The organism is Nocardioides sp. NPDC006303 (assembly GCF_040613175.1).
In the GTDB taxonomy this organism is placed as follows: domain Bacteria; phylum Actinomycetota; class Actinomycetes; order Propionibacteriales; family Nocardioidaceae; genus Nocardioides.
The window spans coordinates 44,005-60,659 of sequence record NZ_JBEXRR010000001.1 but is presented as its reverse complement, the minus strand read 5'-3'; the positions used below and the strand labels follow the sequence as shown (position 1 = coordinate 60,659).

Below are 16,655 nucleotides of genomic sequence, written 5' to 3'. Positions count from 1 at the left end.
GCTTTCGAGGACGGCGAGACCCATCCGAACCGAGAGGTCTCTGCTGATGATCGACGCCGAATACATCGACTACATAGAGGGTCTGGCCACGCCCCCGGAGCACCTGGTCTGCTCCGAGTGCGCGCAGCTGCTCACCCGGACCAACGTGATCCTGGAGCGCCTGGAGGCCGAGCTGACCCGGCCACGCTGGGCGGAGCCGGATACGCCGCCACGACCCGACCACGAAGTGGCCCTGGACTGGCTGGCCGCGCTGTGCGGCGGCCACGAGGCTGTCACCGCGCTCGATGCCGCACCGCTGGTCGAGGACGGGCTCGACCTGCCGGTCGTGGAGGATCCGGCGGGACGTACGCAGCTGGAGGCGGTCGCCGCGCTGCTCGACGAGGTCGCGGCCGACTTCCCGGTAGAAGAGGTGGGCTTCGCGCTACGGCGGGCGCTGCTGCGGCTGTGGGAGATCGACCCGCTGGTCGTCGACCGGCCCACGCAGCCGGCTCAGGTCGCTGCCGGGATCGTCTGGACGGTCCTGGGCGCCAACGGGCTCGCCGGGCCGGGTGGCCTGGTCACCGCGACCGAGCTCAAGGAGCGGCTGGGCGTGAAGAAGATGCCGTCGGCCTACGGCAAGCAGCTGGCGGCCGCGCTCCGCGGCTTCTGGCCGTGGCAGACGCAGCGGCCATGGGGCATGCGCGACCTTCCCGACCTCGAGCCGCTGGGCTACCCGGACCTGCTGGTCTCGAGCGTGCGCAGACGCCTGATCAGGCTGCGGGACCAGGCGTGCCTGGCGCGGGACGGAGGAAACCCTCGCTGACCAGCTCCTGGGCGATCGGCAGATAGCTGCTACGCACGACCGCGGGGTCGCGGTCGAGGATCTGTGCGAGCGCGTCGAGGATCTGGCCGACGGTCAGGTCGCCGTCGCACGCGCCCGCGAATGCTGCCTCGATCGTGTCCGCCTGGCGCGCGCGGCGCAGGCCACGCTGCTGGCGCAGGATGACGGTGCTGGGGTCCTCGGCGCCGGGCTGGCCGAGGGTCTCCTGCTGGACGTCCTCGACGATCACCAGCGTGGTGTCCTCGGTGACCTCGACGCGGGCCGCCTCGCCCCACGCCTCGAGCGCCGGGGCGATCGGCTGCTCGACGTCGTAGGGCCACTCGAGGAGCTCGCGCTTCGGGTTGCTCGCGCCGGTGCGGTGAAGGTTGATCCAGCCGAACCCGACGCCCTCGATCTTCTGCTCCTCGAACCAGGACAGCCAGGTGTCGTAGCGCGTCAGGTAATCCTGGGCGCCGTGGTGGCCGGAGTCCTTGAGCCACAGCTCGACGTACGCCGCGGGATCGAGCACCTCACGCTGGACCACGAACGCGTCGACCTCGTCCCCGAGCCAACCCTCGAGGCGGTCGTCCCAGGGCTGGTCCTCGGAGATGATCCAGTTGCCCAGGATCTGACACCAGCCGCCCTCGGTGAGCATGCCGGGAGCGGCCCTGACGATGTCCTCGACCACCCGGTCGCCGGGAAGCCCGGAGTCGCGGTAGACGAGGCGCTCACCGGTTGCCGGGCTGATCACGAACGGCGGGTTGGTGGCGATCAGGTCGAAGCGCTCACCGGCGACGGGCTCGAAGAACGACCCGTCACGTACGTCGATCCGGTCCGCCACGTCGTTGAGGGCGGCGTTGAACGCGGTGATCCACAGGGCTCGCTGGTTGACGTCGGTCGCGACCACCCGGTCGCTGTGGGTGGCGAGGTGGAGGGCTTGGACGCCGCAGCCGGTGCCGAGGTCGAGCGCCGTGCCGACCTGGTCGCGGATGGTCAGCTGAGCCAGGGAGGTCGAGGCGGGGCTGATGCCGAGCACGTGCTCGGGGCCGACGCGCTGCGGGCCGCCGTCGAGCCCCGGCGTGAGGTCGGAGACGACCCAGAGGGCGGTGTCATCGGTGGCGTACGGACGTACGTCGAGGCGGGCCGCGACCTCGCCGACCGACTGTTCCAGGATCCCCTCGACGGCGAGCCGGTCGACGAGCCCGGGCAGGGCTGCCTCGGCGTGGTCCAGGGGTACGGTCGTCTGCAGCAGGAAGAGCCGGATGAGCGTCTCGAGCGGGGAGCCTCCGTGGGTGCGCCGCCGGCCCGGCAGGGTCTCGTTGCGACTCAGCGCGCTGTGCGCGGTCGGACCGAGCAGCTCGGCGACGGAGTCGTAGGAGAAGTCGGCCTGCTGGAGGGCGTCACGGAGCCGGTGCGGGAGGTCACTCACACCTGGAGCCTAATGCGCGGACAGTGTCAGCCTGCTGCCGCGCCCTCGGCGCTGGCGTGGATGTCGAAGACCTTGGCGAGGCCGGTGATTCGGAAGATCTTGAGCAGCCGCTCCTGCGTGCAGACCAGGCGAAGCATGCCGTTGTGCTGGCGCACCTTCTTCAGGCCACCCACCAGGACGCCGAGGCCGGTCGAGTCGAGGAACTCCACGGCTTCGAGGTCGACGACGATGTCGTAGTGACCCCGCGCGACGAGCTCGGTGATCTTGTCCCTCAGCTTCGGCGCGGTATAGACGTCGATCTCGCCGCCCACGGCCACGATGGTGGCCGAGTCGAGCTCGCGAGTCGCAAGCGTCAGATCCACTTCGAAGTTCTCCTGCCAAGGAACGTGAGACAACCAGCTCCGGTCGGCATGCCTGGTGTCCGATACCCGGAGTCGATCGTAATGTAACCACGGCTCACCAGGATGCGCGCAAGAAACTCGCAACGTCATGGACACGATGCGGGGCCGCAAGCGTGGCTGCCACCAGGATTCTGGGAGAATAGGCAGGTGTTGACGACAGCGACCGGTGATCTCGTACGCCGGCTCGCGGACGTCCCGGGCCGCGAGGACCGGCTGGCTCACCTCGAGCAGGTCCCGCCGCGAGAGGCCGTCTTCGCCGACTGGCCGACGTGGGCTTCGGCCGATGTGGTCGCCTCGTTCGCGGCTCGCGGGATCGAGCGTCCTTGGCAGCATCAGGCGGTGGCGGCCGAGGCCGCCCACGAGGGCACCCATGTGATCGTCTCGACCGGCACCGCCTCCGGGAAGTCGCTGGCCTATCAGCTGCCCGCACTGACCGCGATCCGAGACGGGCGTGGTCCACGTGGTGAGCGCGGCGCCGGTGTCCTCTATCTCGCACCCACCAAGGCACTCGCTCAGGACCAGCTGACCGGGCTGCGCGAGCTGGGCGTCGACGTGCGCGCGGTGACCCACGACGGTGACAGCACCCGGGAGCAGCGGGACTGGGCTCGCGACTTCGGCGAGTACATCCTGACCAACCCCGACATGCTGCACCGGTCGCTGCTCCCCGGCCATCAGCGATGGACGGCGTACTTCCGCTCGCTGCGCTACGTCGTCATCGACGAGTGCCACCACTACCGCGGCGTCTTCGGCGCGCACGTCTCGCACGTGCTGCGGCGGCTGCGGCGCATCTGTGCGCTCTACGGCTCGTCGCCGACGTTCATCCTCGCCTCGGCGACCGTCGCCGAGCCGTCGATCGCGGGCGAGCGGCTCACCGGCCTTCCGGTGCTTCCGGTGACCGCCGACGCGTCACCACGCGGGGAGCTCTCGATCGCCCTGTGGCAGCCGCCGCTGACGTCGCACGCCGGCGAGAACGGCGCTCCCGTACGCCGCGCGGCCTCCGCCGAGACCGCCGACCTCCTCGCCGACCTGGTCTCCTCGGACGTACGCACCCTGGCCTTCGTGCGCTCCCGGGTCGGTGCCGAGCAGGTCGCTCTGACGGCGGCGGCCGAGCTGGAAGAGGTCGACCCGTCGCTGCCCGGGCGGGTGGCGTCCTACCGCGGTGGCTATCTGCCCGAGGAGCGCCGGGCGATCGAGGCATCGCTCCGCTCCGGCGAGCTGCTCGGGCTGGCGGCGACGAACGCGCTCGAGCTCGGCATCGACATCAGCGGTCTGGACGCCGTGGTGTTGGCCGGCTACCCCGGCAGGCGCTCGGCCTTCTGGCAGCAGATCGGCCGGGCAGGTCGGGGCGCGGGCGACGCGCTCGGCATCCTGGTCGCCCGCGACGACCCGCTGGACACCTACCTCGTCACGCATCCCGATGCCCTTCTCGGCCAGCCGGTCGAGGCCACCGTCTTCGACCCGGCGAACCCGTACGTCGTCGGCCCCCACCTGTGCGCCGCCGCGCAGGAGCTGCCGCTGACCGAGCCGGACCTGCCGCTCTTCGGACCGGGTGCCCGGGAGATCCTGGACAACCTGGTCGCCTCGGGGCTGCTGCGCAAGCGACCGCGGGGCTGGTTCTGGACCGACCGCCGCCGCGCGGCCGACCTCGCCGACATCCGCTCCTCGGGCGGATCTCAGGTGCAGCTGATCGAGGCCGAGACCGGCCGGGTCGTCGGCACGGTCGACGCAGCGAGCTCACACGCGAGCGCTCACGCTGGCGCCGTCTACGTCCACCGTGGCGAGACCTATCTCGTGCACGAGCTCGACCTGGAGGAGAACGTCGCGGTCATCTCCCGCGACGACCCCGGCTACTCCACCTTCGCCCGGGAGATCACCGAGATCTCCATCGTCGCCGAGCGGGAGCAGGACGCCTGGGGAGAGTGCCGCCTGGCGTACGGCGACGTCGACGTCACCCACCAGGTCGTCTCCTTCCTGCGCCGCCGACAGCCGAGCGGCGAGGTGCTGGGCGAGGAGCTTCTGGACCTCCCCGAACGTACGCTCCGCACCTCCGCCGTCTGGTGGACCGTGCCCGCCTCGGCCCTCGAGGCGGCCGGCCTGGAGACGGCGGACATCCCGGGCGCTGCCCATGCCGCCGAGCACTGCTCGATCGGGCTGCTCCCGCTGATCGCGACCTGTGATCGCTGGGACATCGGTGGCGTCAGCACCGCCTCGCACCCGGACACCGGCATGCTCACCGTCTTCGTCTACGACGGGCATCCCGGCGGTGCCGGATTCTCCGAGCGTGGGTTCCGTGCCGCTCGGGAGTGGCTCGGCGCCACGCTGGAGACCATCGAGGCGTGCGAGTGCGACGACGGCTGCCCCTCCTGCGTGCAGTCGCCCAAGTGCGGCAACCAGAACAACCCTCTCGACAAGCAGGGCGCGATCGTGTTGCTGCGGCTGCTACTGCACAAATAGGCATACCCTGGGGAAATGCTGATCTTGGGCCTTGTGCTGATCGTCGTTGCCGCAGTCCTCATCGTGCTGGGTCTCTTCACCACCGGTAACGGTGATCTCGACGACCCGACCGCCACCCTGCTCGGCCTCCCGGTCGGCTCGACCACGATCTTCGTGATCGGCCTCGTCGCCGGCGTCCTTCTCCTCTTCGGCCTCTCGCTCACCAAGTGGGGCGGCAAGCACCAGGTGAAGTACATGAAGCAGAAGCGCCAGATGCGGGACATGGCCAAGTCGCTGCAGGACGCCGAGTCCAAGTCCGACACCAAGACCGAGCCCAAGATCGCGCCCGAGCCCAAGTCCGAGGACGCCTAGTCCGATCGTGAGTCCGTCGGGCCGGCTCTCGCCTCGGCGACCGGATCCCCGGGCTGACCGAGCCAGCGCGGTCCATCGACCCGCACGGTGACGGTGACGTCCTCCCCGGCGATCTCGCACGACTCCAATGTGGCGCCGTTGCGGTCGGTGATCGTCGACGCTGCCGCACATGCGTCCTCGGAGACCTGGAGCGCGTTGGCTCCCGCCAACGCGGCCAGATCGGCCGCAGACTGTGCGGTGCGGTGGGCGACGAAGACCGCGCCCACCACACCCAGCGCCGCGCCGAGGAAGAGCAGAAGCCCGATGGCGCCGACCGCGAACGGGGCTGCCGACCCGCGTTCGTCCTCGCCCGCGCGCAACATGCTCACTGCTCCCCCCGCGTCGCCTCGGTCGCAGCGACCGCCTCACCGCGCACGGTCACACCCGGCATCCAGCTGAAGATCCCACCGGGCCCGGCCACCCTGGCTCGGGCCGAGGCGACGACCTCCTCCGCGCCGGCGCTGACACTCACCTGTGTGCCCGCAGGCCCGACCCGACGTCCGCGGGCGGCGGCGGAGCCGGTGTCGTCCCCTCGAGCGACGGCCCGGGCGGTCTCCCGGGCTGCATCGACCACCTGGATCTGCGCCGCTCCCACCGACAGCAACCACACCAGCCCGATGGTCACGGCCACCAGGAGCGGGATCACCATCACCAGCTCCGCGGTGGCGGCGCCTCGCTCGCCCCGCTGCCCACGGACCACGGTCAGATCCCCAGCAGGCTGAGCACGTGCTGGAACAGCCTGTTGAGCAGGTCGTTGCCGAGGCCACCGGTGAGCAGCTTGTAGAGCAGGCCGGCGAGCCCGGCACCTGCCGCCGTCCCGACGGCGTACTCGGCCGTCGTGATCCCCTTCTCGTCCTTCCGAAGATGTGCCTTGGCCATGGTTGGTCCTCTCTGGTCGATGGCCGTCCGTACGGCCGTTCAAGGACGACAATGACCCGCTCCACCGACCTTCGCGACCGCCATGTCGCCAACTGTGGACAACCCGATCCCGAACCCACCCTGTGGATGACAAACGGCCCGTTGATCAGGGAAAACAAGTACGCCGAGACGTCACGTACGTCGGTCGAGTCGGCATTCGGCTGCCAGCTCGGCCGACGCGCGTGACGTCTCGGCCGACGGGGTGACGTCTCGGCCGACGGGGGTGACGCCTCGACGGGGTCAGATGCCGAGGTTGGAGAGGAGGCCGCCGACGACGGGGACGACGCCGAGCAGCAGGAAGGCGGGGAGGAGACAGATGCCGAGCGGGACGGCGGCCTTGACGCCCACCGCGCGGGCGCGATCCTCGACCTCGGCGCGGGCATTTCTGGTCAGATCGTCGGCAAGGCGCTCGACCGTCGTGGCGACCGGGGCACCGGTCGCCTGAGCTCGGGCCAGTGCTCGGCCCAGCGGCGCCAACGCGGGATCGTCCACCAGGGTGCGCCACGTCTTCTCCGGATCGGCTCCCAGACGAAGCCGCGAAGCGGCCGGCAGGAGTCGGGCGGCTGCCGGCCCGGGCAGCGCTGCGGCGACGGCCACGAGCGCCTCGGCAGGCGCCGCACCGGAGCAGAGCGCGGCGGAGAGCAGGCGGACCAAGGCAGGCAGCTCGGCCTTCGCGGCCTCCCGCTCGCGCCGGACCTCGGCGGGCTCGACCCGGCCGATGACCAGCCAGCAGACGACACCCGCCGGAGCGGCGAGTACGGCACCCGCGGTGCCGCCGACGAACGAGTAGACGGCGCCGGCGGCGAGCAGCGCCAGCAACGGCCGCCAGCGCATCATCCAGCCGTCGGGGTCATCCCGGTCCGCAACGGCCGCGACCCTGCCGGGAAGTGGTGGGGCCGGCGCCGGCAGCAACGCTGCCGCCAGCCCGAGCGCGACGGCCACGAGCCAGACGCTCATCTCGCCTCCACCCCACGCGCGATGCCCTCGATCCACCACAGCCCCAACCAGCCGAGCAGCAGCCCGAGACCGAGGCAGGCCAGGCCCACCGGCGATCCGAAGAGGAACGCCAGCGGGTCGCCGCCGACGCCGCTGCCCATCGCCAGGGCCGCCACCGGCAGGCCCGCGATCAGACGGGCGGTGGAGCGCGCCGAGCCGAGCTCGCCGTCGACGACCCGCTGGGTGGCGGCTGCTGCCCGCAGGTCGAGCGCCACTCGGTCGAGTGCGTCCGCGAGACCGCTTCCGGTCTGGTGGGCGATCTGCCAGGCCGCGGCGACCACCCTGAGCGATCCCGCGCCTGGAACTTCGGCGACCTGCCGCCACGCGGCGGGGACGTCGGAACCCATTCGCTGCGCCTCCGCGACCGGCTCGATCACCGGCCACTCCGTGGCGAGCTGCGTCAACGCAGGACCAGGCGGGTGCCCGGCGGCGAGCTCGGCGGCCATCTGCTCGCAGGCCTCGACGACGCGGTTGGCCGTACGCCCAGCCTCGATCCGCTCGCAGCGGCGCCGCCACAGGGCGACACCACCGAAGGTGGCGATCCCGAGCAAGACAGCCGCGACGACCGCCCTGCCCGGGAAGACGATGGGGATCAGGGCGACCAGGAGGAACGACCACCGCGGCATCCGCCACGCAGGCGCCCGTGGGGCGACCGTTGCTCGTGGGCGGAGCATCAGCGCTGCGGCAGCACCCGCCAGGCAGGCAACCAGCCCGAGGCCAAGCCCGCTCACCGCTCGGCTCCGAGCAGCGCCTCGAGCCGGTCCGCGGCCGGTCCGGCGATCACGCCGCCATCGGCGGCCACCGAGAAGGCGGTCTCCATCCGGACCAGCCCATCGGCTCCGCGACACGGGAGCGCGATCTCGGTCAGCACCCGGCGGCCGTCACGTCGCCGCAGGTGCACGACCACGTCGACACCGGAGGCGAACTGGCTGTGCGCCGCCTCCCTGCCGAGACCGGCGGCGAGCGCCAGCGCCTCCACCCGCGCCGGGACATCGGCGGCGGAGTTGGCGTGCAGCGTGCCGCAGCCACCCTCGTGGCCGGTGTTCAACGCGGCGAGGAGATCGACGACCTCGGCGCCACGCACCTCGCCCACGACCAGCCGGTCCGGCCGCATCCTGAGGGCCTGGCGGACCAGCGTATGGAGCTCGACGGCGCCGGCGGCCTCGATGTTGGCCGGGCGCGCCTCGAGGCCGACCACGTGCGGATGGTCCGGACGCAGCTCGGAGGCGTCCTCGACCAGCACCAGCCGCTCCTCCGGCGGCACCAGCGACAACAGCGACGCCAGCAGGGTCGTCTTCCCGGTGCCGGTGCCTCCGGAGACGAGAAAGGCGGACCGGGCCAGCACCAGCCGTCGCAGCAGATCGGCCACGCGGGGAACCACCATCCCCGAAGCCTCCAGCTCGGCGAGCGTGAACGCCCGCGCCGACGGCACCCGCAACGAGATCACCGTGCCCGGCCGCGCCAGCGGCGCGAGCACCGCATGGAACCGGCTGCCGTCGCCCAGTCTCAGGTCGACGTAGGGCGAGGCGTCGTCCAAGCGGCGGCCAGCCCCGGCAGCCAACCGCTGCGCCAGCCGTCGAACCGCGTCGTCGTCAGGAAACGCGACCGGAGCGGGCTCCAGACCGGATCCGCGGTCGATGAAGACCTGATCGGGCCCGTTGACCAGGACGTCGGTCACCCCCGGCAACCGCAGCAGCGGCTCCAACGGCCCGGCGCCGACCACGTCGCGGCGCAGCATCTCGAAGACAGCCAGCACGGTCGCATCACCGACGATCCGCCCCTCCGCACGGAGCGCCTCCTGAACCCGGTGCGGGGTGAGCTCTCCCGGCGTACGCGCCAGGTGGTCGCGGACGAGGTCGACGACCTGGGGCGCGATGTCGACGGCGCCGATCATGCGACCATTACCCCGGCGCGGACCCGGCAGCGCATCAGCACCTCGGCCGCGGCACGGGCCAGCGGCGCCCGCTTCGAGCGGATCGGCCCCAGACCCAGATCGATGGCCTCCGAGAGCCCCCGCTGGTCGGCCATCGACGCGATCACCGGGAGCCCGAGCGCACGCCCGACGGCCTCAGGTTCGGCCGCGCGGCCGCGGACGACGACCCGCACCCGATCCCGCTCGGGAAGGCGGGAGATCAGCCGGGCGGCGGACGCCGTGCCGGTGACGTTCCCCCGGACGACGACGAGGATGATGTCGCATCCCGTCAGCAGCGCCTCGGCCCCGGCGTCGGACTCGCGTGGCAGGTCGACCACGACCAGGTCATGGCCGCGACGAGCGGCGGCGAGCACCTCGCGCACCACCTCCGGCCGCGGTGGCACCACCTGGCCGCCCGGCCACCCCAGCAGGCCCAGCGATCCCACGTGCGGCACCGCCTCACGCAACGCCCGCGCGCCCAGTCGCCCGGCGGTCTGCCCGAGATCGCCCCAGGTCACGCCGGGGATCTCGTCGAGACCGAGCACCCGCCCGGCTCCGGGACCGAGCCGGTCGGCGTCGATCAGCAGCGTGGATCCGCGGTCGGCCCCCAGGCTGGCCAGGGCCGCAGCGTACGTCGTCGCACCGGCTCCACCAGATCCGGCCAAGACACCGACGACCATGCCGTCGCCGCCCTCACCGTCGCTGACGTCGGCGAGCAGCCCGGCGACCACGGTCTCGGCCGACGGCAGCTCGAGCAACGTCTCGGCGCCGACCTCCAACGCGGCCCGGAGCAGGGGCTCGCCGGTCGAGCCCCAGCCCACGACGTACACCCCGTCTCGTCGAGGTGGACGCAGCGATGCCACCTCCGCCAGGAGGTCGGCGCCCACGAGGATCAGTGGTGGGCGTTGCCATCGACGCAGGGCGCCGACGGCGTCGGTGCACTCCTCGACGGTGACGCCGGAGGCGGCGGCCAGGCGAGCCGCCTCAGCGGCCAGCAACGAGTCCGAGGTGATGACGAGCGGTTCCGAGGTCATGGCAGCAGGATCCGCCGCGACGCCGACAATTCCACCCGCAAATCCGGGACCTGTGGATAACCCGGTCCCGAACCCGCCCTGTGGATGGCGATCGGCCCACCCAACAGCCGTCTACGATGTGCCCATGACACGCATCGCTGCGTTCTTCGACCTCGACAAGACGATCATCGCGAGGTCGAGCACCCTTGCGTTCTCCAAGCATTTTCAGGCCGGCGGCCTGATCACCCGTGCGGCCATGATCCGCTCTGCCTACACGCAGTTCGTCTACGTCGTCGGCGGCGCCGACCACGACCAGATGGAGAAGATGCGCAAAGCGCTCTCCGAGATGGTCACCGGATGGGACGTCGCCACCGTGAAGGAGATCGTCGCCGACACCCTCCACAACGTGGTCGACCCGCTCGTCTACGAGGAGGCCGTGCAGCTCATCGAGCAGCACCATGCCCAGGGCCACGACGTCATCATCGTCTCCGCCTCCGGGACCGAGCTGGTCGAGCCGATCGGCACGATGCTCGGCGCAGACCATGTCGTCGCCACCCAGATGGAGATCGAGGACGGCCGCTACACCGGCGAGATCGCGCTCTACGCGTACCGCGAGGAGAAGGCCCGCGCGGTCCAGCAGCTGGCGGAGCGCTTCGGCTACGACCTCGAGCAGTCGTACGCCTACTCCGACTCCGTCACCGACCTCCCCATGCTGGAGGAGGTCGGCCACGCGTTCGCGGTCAATCCCGACAAGGACCTCCGCAAGGCCGCCAAGGAACGCGGCTGGGACATCCTGGTCTTCAACAAGCCGGTCGCGCTCCGCAGCCGCGTGCTCACGCCGTCCACACCGACCCTGGCCGCGCTGGCCGTCGGGGGCGCTGTGGCGATCGCCGGCGGCGTCATCTGGGCGGGCACGAAGCGCCGTCGTCTCGGCGCCTGACCCGCCCCGAATCAGAATTCTGCAGGAGCGACATGATCCTCCTCATCCTGCAGAAATTCCAGCCTTGTATCTGGCCGCCGATCAGCGTAGAAACAGAGGTGTAACAAGACGAACACGAGCGACAGGCACCCACGCGGCGATCCACCCATCTGATGGGGTGCTGTAGCCGGGGAGAAATCCCGACGCAGTGACCAGACCTTGCACGCTTGGTAACCAGAAACGCTCGTGTCAGCGGTGGCACCCGGTGCTCACAACCCACCGGGTGCCACCTGCTTTTGCCTCGTCTACTCGGCCGCGTCCAGGCGCAGCGGCGAGGCCTCGGCCCCAGCGGCGTACGCCTCGGCCGCGTAGAGCAGCCACGAGTGCGCCCCCGCCTGGCCGCCCTCGCGGAAGCCGCGCAGGTTCGACTCGTAGGCGGCCCGCAACGCCAGATGGCCGGCCTCGGGCACGACCAGCGACTTCTCGTCCACGCCGCGCGCGACCAGGATGAGCCGCTCCGCGGCACGCGCGACCAGACCGTTGTGGGACGCGAACGGAGCAGCGGTCGCCAGATCGGCGTGCACGAACGCCGCCACGACCAGCGCCGGCGCGGATGTCGGGGCGAGCAGCAGATCGGAGAGACGCCGCAACCGCTCGGCCGACTCGGCCGAGCGCGGACGGCCCAACTCCTCAGCGTCCAGCGAACCCGCCGCGGCCAGCGCGTGCAGCCGCGCGAAGGCCTGCAGCGGCGCGTGCTTCACCACCGGCACCAGTGAGAGGAGCTCGGTCGAGAGCCGCACCGCGTCCTGCGCGATCGCGTCCCCGCCGGAGGCGCGAACCTCACCCAAGGAGGACGAGGACCCTTCCAGGACGGCAGAGGCGTGCGCACCGCGCAGCAGCGACTCGGCGGTGGTCTCCGGAGACGTACGCCGCAGTCCCCGGTCACGCAGCATCACGTCGATACCGTCACGAGCTGCGGCGAAGCCCGAGGCCACACCTTCGAGCGACACCAACCGGGCAAGCGGATCGTCCTTCACGCGTCAACCTTAAGCGCGCGTTACCCTGACCGAGATGACGGACCCAGCCAACCCCGATCCGGCACGCTCCTTCGGAGGCGTGGCGGACAGCTATGACCGCGGGCGCCCGTCCTACCCGGTGGATGCGGCGAAGTGGCTGGTCGGCGCGGAGCCGTGCTCGGTCCTCGAGCTCGGGGCCGGCACCGGCAAGCTCACCGAGGTGCTGGTCGGTCTGGGCCATGACGTCTTCGCGACCGACCCGGACGATGCGATGCTCGACATCCTCTCCGCGAAGCTCCCGGACGTACGCGCCACCAGCGGCACTGCCGAGCAGATCCCGACGGGCGACAGCCTCTACGACGTGGTCGTCGTCGGCCAGGCGTTCCACTGGTTCGACCACGCCAAGGCGCTGGCAGAGATCGGGCGGGTGCTGCGTACGGACGGACGACTCGCCGTGGTCCAGAACGAGCGCGACGAGCGGATCCCCTGGGTGCGCAAGCTCGGCAAGCTGATCGGCAAGCAGACTGGACTGACAGAAGAGGGCGGCTTCGACCCGACCTCGATCCTCGACGACTCCGGGTTCTTCTCCGCGGTCGAGGCGCAGACGTTCCGGCACTGGCAGGTCGTCGACCGCCACTCGATCCAGGACCTGGTCCAGTCGCGCTCCAACATCGCCACCCTCGAGCCGGAGGCTCAGGAGCAGAAGCGGCGCGAGGTGCTGGCCTTCTACGACGACTACGGCCGCGGCATGGACGGCATGCAGCTGCCCTACAACTGCCGCGCCTGGCGGGCGCAGGTGCTCCCGCACGCGCAGGTCAAGCACACCGTCGAGATGGACGAGGAGCCGGAGCCGAAGGTGCCGCTGGCCAAGCGCACCGACACCGCCGTACGCCTCCCCCGCGTCATCACCGACCCCGAGAACGGCGACGACGACCTGCTCATCGACTTCCGGTGAGCGGGTCGCGCGGGCGCGTCGTGAGCGCGTCGCGCTCCGGGTCCATCAGGTCGAAGCTCTGGATGACCCAGAAGATCGTGAAGCAGACCAGCAGCGAGACCTCGGTCGCGAGCAGCCAGTACGTCCAGCCGGTCAGGCCCAGCACGATGCCGGCCGCCAGCAGCACCACCATGGCCACGACCAGCGCCCAGTAGGTCTTGTCCAGCCGCGTACGCGCCTTGTCGGCCTCCCGCGCGATCTTCCGCACGCCCCAGTCGGTGTTGAGCACGACCGCCAGCGCGAACGGCGTGAAGGTGAAGATCGCTGCGAGACCGTGGGCCTTCGTCGCGAAGCTCTCCTGGTCGATCAGCAGCCAGCCCACCCCGACCACCCATGCCCCCGCGACGGAGACCAGACCGATGGCGCCCCAGCGCGAGGGCCAGGCACCGGCGGCGGCGCGCTTGCGGAGCCCGAAGATCAGCACGACCACCCAGCCGATCGCCATCACCGCCAGATAGCTCCAGGCGTTGTTGACGATGGCGGCCTTGTCGATCTGCTGACCGATCTCGGGGGTCGGCACGAAGCCGACCATCGGCGCCGAGAGCCCGGCGAGGTTGAGCGCCGTGTCCTCTGCGTCGGTATAGCCCCGCAGCACCACCAGACACACGCCCAGCGCACACAGCACCGCGGTGAAGACCGGGCCCGCCGGGGTGTAGTAGTAGGACGAGATGGAGGTCTGCCACTCTCCGCTGATGATCGTCTCGGCGCCCACCGAGATCGCGAGCCCCGCGAGCAGACAGCACAGAGCGAAACGGACATAGCGGTACGTCGTCACCTCGGTCGTCATAGCCCCGAACGTAGCGGGATCCGGCCACCCTCGGGGCCCTATCCGGCAGCGCGTCCGAGACCCGCGCCAATCGTTCACCGAGCAATGTCGAGGAACGCATAGCGTGACGAACACCACATCAGATACCGTAAATCGAGCCCGGATCCCCGCCGGTTTCGATAAATCCTCCGTCGCTCCTACGATGCGCGCGTGAAGATGACGATCAAGTGAAATCCTTCGCCCCGAGCCGATGATGTCTTGGGATGCGCCCACGGACGCGTTAGCGTCCGGACGAAGCCGCATATCTCTGCCGTAGCCCCACCACCATCACCGCTCGGGCAATGCCTTCTGCGGAAAAAGTGAGGTCGACATGTCCACCGTGACATTCCTCGAGGACGGCCCTTCCGTTCTCTCCCTGTACGAAGGTTTCTTCGCCGGTGGCGCCCGGATCCTGCACACCGCAGTCGTCCGCGCGCTCGACGCCACCACGCCTCAGCAGCACAGCGTGCTGAGCCTCAGCGACCGCGTGCAGCGCGAGTTCACCGCGCAGCGGATCTCCTCCGACAACTCCTACCGCCGCCTGACCTCGGCCGGCGTGCCGGTGCGGGCATTGAGACGTACGCCGACGGGCCCCATCACCACCAGCCAGCTCAAGCGCGTGGCGCAGTCGGTGGCGAAGGCCGACGTGGTGCTCTCCCTCAAGGAGCAGCCGCTCACGGTGCTGGGCCGGGTCGGTACGTCCGGGACTCCGCTGATCACGTGTCTGCACCGCTCCGACCCGGAGCACCAGGGGGCAGGGGTGCAGGAACTCATCGACCTCGACCGGGCCGGGCTGCTGACCGCGGCCGTGTGCTGCGCGGAGTCGACCCAGCGGGCCTATCACGAGGCGACCGGGATCCCGCTGGAGCGGCTGCCGGTCTTCCCCAACGGGGTCGACCTCTACAAGTTCCGCACCGATGCCGAGCTGCGGGCCGGCAAGCGGGCAGAGCTCGGCGTGGACGGCGACGCACCCGTGGTGATGATCGCGGCGCGCTTCGACGAGATGAAGAACATCCCGCTCTTCGTCCGGGCCGCGCGCCGGTTCGTCCAGGAGCACCCCGACGCCCACCTCGTCATGTGCGGCGCCGGGATGACCGCGGACAACCCGGCCTTCGCCCAGCTCATCACCGAGGAGCTCGGCGCCTGGCCGGCGCTGGAGACCAACCTGCACGCCCTCGGGATCCAGAGCCAGATGGCGCCGCTCTACAACGCCGCCGACCTGATCACGCTCACCTCGGCCTTCGGCGAGGCCGCCCCGCTGTGCCTGCTCGAGGGGATGGCCTGTGGCGCGGTCCCGGTGACCACGCCGGTCGGCGACGCTCCGGCGATGGTCGGCGACCTCCGCCTGGTCTCGAGCTTCGACCCGGCCGAGATGGCCGAGTCCTGGAAGGCCGCCTTCGCCCAGCGCGAGGAGCACTTCGAGCGCATCTTCCGCAACCGGCAGCGCCTCTCCGAGCAGCGGCTCTTCGATGCGTACGCCCGGCTCATCAAGGATTCCGCCGACGCAGCACTCATCCCGGTCGCAGTCTGAGACGACCGCTGGTCGAGCCCCATGATGATCGGAGCTCGACCAGCGGTGGCCGATCAGTAGATGGTCACGCCGTAGGCGTTGACCGCCTCCCGAACGGGCTGGAAGAAGGTCGTTCCGCCCGTGGTGCAGTTGCCGGAACCACCCGAGGTGATGCCGAGGGCCTTGGTGCCGTCGTAGAGCGCACCGCCGGAGTCTCCCGGCTCGGCGCACACGTTGGTCTGGATCAGGCCGCTGACCCGGCCGGAGCCCTGGTAACGGACGGTGACGTTGAGCGCCTGGACGGTGCCGGTGTGGACGCCGGTGGTGGAGCCGTCTCGGGTGACCCGCTCACCGACGTACGCATCGGCGACCGAGAAGCCGCCGGGGTGCGAGAGCGAGGGGTTGTCGTAGCGGACCAGGGCGTAGTCGTTGCCCGGGAAGCTCGACGAGACCGTCGGGCCGATCAGGGTGGACTGGCCCGAGTTGGCATACCAGGTGGGAACCTCGTCACCGCAGTGACCGGCGGTGATGAAGTAGTAGCTGCTGCCGCTCTGCACGTTGAACCCCAACGAGCAGCGGTAGCCGGAGCCGTAGATCGCATCGCCGGCGCCGAGCAGCGTGGTGAACTTGCCGGCGGCGCGCTTGATCGTGAGTGCCTCGGCGTCGGCGCCGGCGGCCTTGGTGACCTTGGCGAGCTCCGCCTTGGAGACGGTGGAGTCGGCGGTGACGACGACCTTGCCGGTCGCGGCGTCGGTGTACCAGGCGATGCCGGACACGGCCGACTTGTCGACGGCGGAGTGGACCGCCGCCAACGCCTTCGGACTGAACTCCTTGTGATCCGGTGCGGCGACAGCCGGCGTGGTGGCAGCGGTAGCTGCCAGGCCAAGACCGGCGACGACTGCGGCCAGACGGGTGCGGGACGTGGTGAACCTCATGTGTTCCTCCTACGAACGACCAGGCACCCGCGTGGTTGCAGGCGCCAGGAATGCCCGACCAACCGCGATGTGCCCGAGCACGCCTTCTGGCGAGTATGTCGACGGGTCGATCGGTCGGCTATGCGAAGGAAGAAAATTTCACCGCCAGGCGGAAATCATTACCA

Annotated in this window: 18 protein-coding genes; 6 read left to right on the top strand and 12 right to left on the bottom strand. The window is 70.6% G+C overall.

The genetic code is table 11. The features are described from left to right. Positions 1-46 precede the first annotated feature (46 nt). Positions 47-802, top strand: coding sequence for a hypothetical protein (locus ABZY89_RS00300; protein ID WP_355223695.1), 756 nt, complete (start codon positions 47-49; stop codon positions 800-802). On the opposite strand, the gene ABZY89_RS00295 is transcribed toward ABZY89_RS00300, so the two are convergent. Together ABZY89_RS00295 and ABZY89_RS00290 are read right to left on the bottom strand one after the other, a co-directional pair. Next, positions 750-2,228 carry a class I SAM-dependent methyltransferase gene (locus tag ABZY89_RS00295; RefSeq protein WP_355223693.1) on the bottom strand — a complete coding sequence of 493 codons (1,479 nt, stop codon included), beginning with the start codon at positions 2,226-2,228 and terminating at the stop codon, positions 750-752. The two genes, ABZY89_RS00300 and ABZY89_RS00295, sit on opposite strands and share 53 nt — an antisense overlap. Positions 2,229-2,254: 26 nt before the next feature. Beyond that, positions 2,255-2,590, bottom strand: a complete 336-nt coding sequence (locus ABZY89_RS00290; RefSeq protein WP_091044749.1) for an anti-sigma factor antagonist — start codon at positions 2,588-2,590, stop codon at positions 2,255-2,257. A 186-nt stretch (positions 2,591-2,776) separates the two neighbouring features. On the opposite strand from ABZY89_RS00290, the gene ABZY89_RS00285 reads away from it, so the two are divergent. Both ABZY89_RS00285 and ABZY89_RS00280 read left to right on the top strand, forming a co-directional pair. Next, a complete protein-coding gene (locus ABZY89_RS00285; protein WP_355223692.1) occupies positions 2,777-5,083 on the top strand; it encodes a DEAD/DEAH box helicase in 2,307 nt (768 codons plus the stop codon). A gap of 15 nt (positions 5,084-5,098) precedes the next feature. Further along, on the top strand, positions 5,099-5,434 hold the full coding sequence (locus tag ABZY89_RS00280) for a hypothetical protein (protein ID WP_355223691.1): 336 nt from the start codon (positions 5,099-5,101) through the stop codon (positions 5,432-5,434). Here the strand turns inward: ABZY89_RS00280 and ABZY89_RS00275 are convergent. The 7 genes from ABZY89_RS00275 to ssd all read right to left on the bottom strand — a co-directional run bounded on the left by ABZY89_RS00275 (position 5,431) and on the right by ssd (position 10,333). Next, the gene (locus ABZY89_RS00275) at positions 5,431-5,796 is read right to left on the bottom strand and encodes an Rv3654c family TadE-like protein (RefSeq protein WP_355224076.1); all 366 of its coding nucleotides are present in this window, start codon (positions 5,794-5,796) and stop codon (positions 5,431-5,433) included. The two genes, ABZY89_RS00280 and ABZY89_RS00275, sit on opposite strands and share 4 nt — an antisense overlap. 2 nt (positions 5,797-5,798) lie before the next feature. Then, complete coding sequence (locus ABZY89_RS00270) at positions 5,799-6,173, bottom strand: TadE family protein (RefSeq protein ID WP_355223689.1); 375 nt, start codon at positions 6,171-6,173, stop codon at positions 5,799-5,801. Between the two features lie 2 nt (positions 6,174-6,175). Then, positions 6,176-6,352, bottom strand: a complete 177-nt coding sequence (locus ABZY89_RS00265; protein WP_355223688.1) for a DUF4244 domain-containing protein — start codon at positions 6,350-6,352, stop codon at positions 6,176-6,178. 279 nt (positions 6,353-6,631) lie between these two features. Beyond that, a complete protein-coding gene (locus ABZY89_RS00260) occupies positions 6,632-7,348 on the bottom strand; it encodes a type II secretion system F family protein (protein WP_355223687.1) in 717 nt (238 codons plus the stop codon). After that, positions 7,345-8,118: a type II secretion system F family protein gene (locus tag ABZY89_RS00255; RefSeq protein WP_355223685.1), complete on the bottom strand. Its 774-nt coding sequence runs from the start codon at positions 8,116-8,118 to the stop codon at positions 7,345-7,347. Before ABZY89_RS00255 ends, ABZY89_RS00260 begins: the two co-directional genes overlap by 4 nt. Beyond that, positions 8,115-9,281: a TadA family conjugal transfer-associated ATPase gene (locus tag ABZY89_RS00250; protein WP_355223684.1), complete on the bottom strand. Its 1,167-nt coding sequence runs from the start codon at positions 9,279-9,281 to the stop codon at positions 8,115-8,117. The genes ABZY89_RS00255 and ABZY89_RS00250 overlap by 4 nt, the downstream gene beginning before the upstream one ends. Next, positions 9,278-10,333: a septum site-determining protein Ssd gene (gene ssd, locus ABZY89_RS00245; protein WP_355223683.1), complete on the bottom strand. Its 1,056-nt coding sequence runs from the start codon at positions 10,331-10,333 to the stop codon at positions 9,278-9,280. The genes ABZY89_RS00250 and ssd overlap by 4 nt, the downstream gene beginning before the upstream one ends. A gap of 124 nt (positions 10,334-10,457) precedes the next feature. On the opposite strand from ssd, the gene ABZY89_RS00240 reads away from it, so the two are divergent. Further along, the gene (locus ABZY89_RS00240) at positions 10,458-11,252 is read left to right on the top strand and encodes an HAD family hydrolase (protein ID WP_350713752.1); all 795 of its coding nucleotides are present in this window, start codon (positions 10,458-10,460) and stop codon (positions 11,250-11,252) included. Between the two features lie 284 nt (positions 11,253-11,536). On the opposite strand, the gene ABZY89_RS00235 is transcribed toward ABZY89_RS00240, so the two are convergent. Next, complete coding sequence (locus ABZY89_RS00235) at positions 11,537-12,268, bottom strand: oxidoreductase (protein ID WP_160026298.1); 732 nt, start codon at positions 12,266-12,268, stop codon at positions 11,537-11,539. A 34-nt stretch (positions 12,269-12,302) separates the two neighbouring features. Here ABZY89_RS00235 and ABZY89_RS00230 point away from each other — a divergent pair, with 34 nt between their 5' ends. Then, a complete protein-coding gene (locus ABZY89_RS00230) occupies positions 12,303-13,202 on the top strand; it encodes a class I SAM-dependent methyltransferase (RefSeq protein WP_355223680.1) in 900 nt (299 codons plus the stop codon). Here the strand turns inward: ABZY89_RS00230 and ABZY89_RS00225 are convergent. Beyond that, on the bottom strand, positions 13,186-14,028 hold the full coding sequence (locus tag ABZY89_RS00225) for a hypothetical protein (protein ID WP_355223678.1): 843 nt from the start codon (positions 14,026-14,028) through the stop codon (positions 13,186-13,188). The genes ABZY89_RS00230 and ABZY89_RS00225 overlap by 17 nt on opposite strands. Positions 14,029-14,377: 349 nt before the next feature. Here ABZY89_RS00225 and ABZY89_RS00220 point away from each other — a divergent pair, with 349 nt between their 5' ends. Further along, the gene (locus ABZY89_RS00220; protein WP_355223676.1) at positions 14,378-15,577 is read left to right on the top strand and encodes a glycosyltransferase; all 1,200 of its coding nucleotides are present in this window, start codon (positions 14,378-14,380) and stop codon (positions 15,575-15,577) included. Positions 15,578-15,630: 53 nt separating this feature from the next. On the opposite strand, the gene ABZY89_RS00215 is transcribed toward ABZY89_RS00220, so the two are convergent. Next, entirely contained in the window at positions 15,631-16,491 is an 861-nt protein-coding gene (locus tag ABZY89_RS00215; RefSeq protein ID WP_355223674.1) for a S1 family peptidase, read from the bottom strand. Positions 16,492-16,655: the final 164 nt, after the last annotated feature.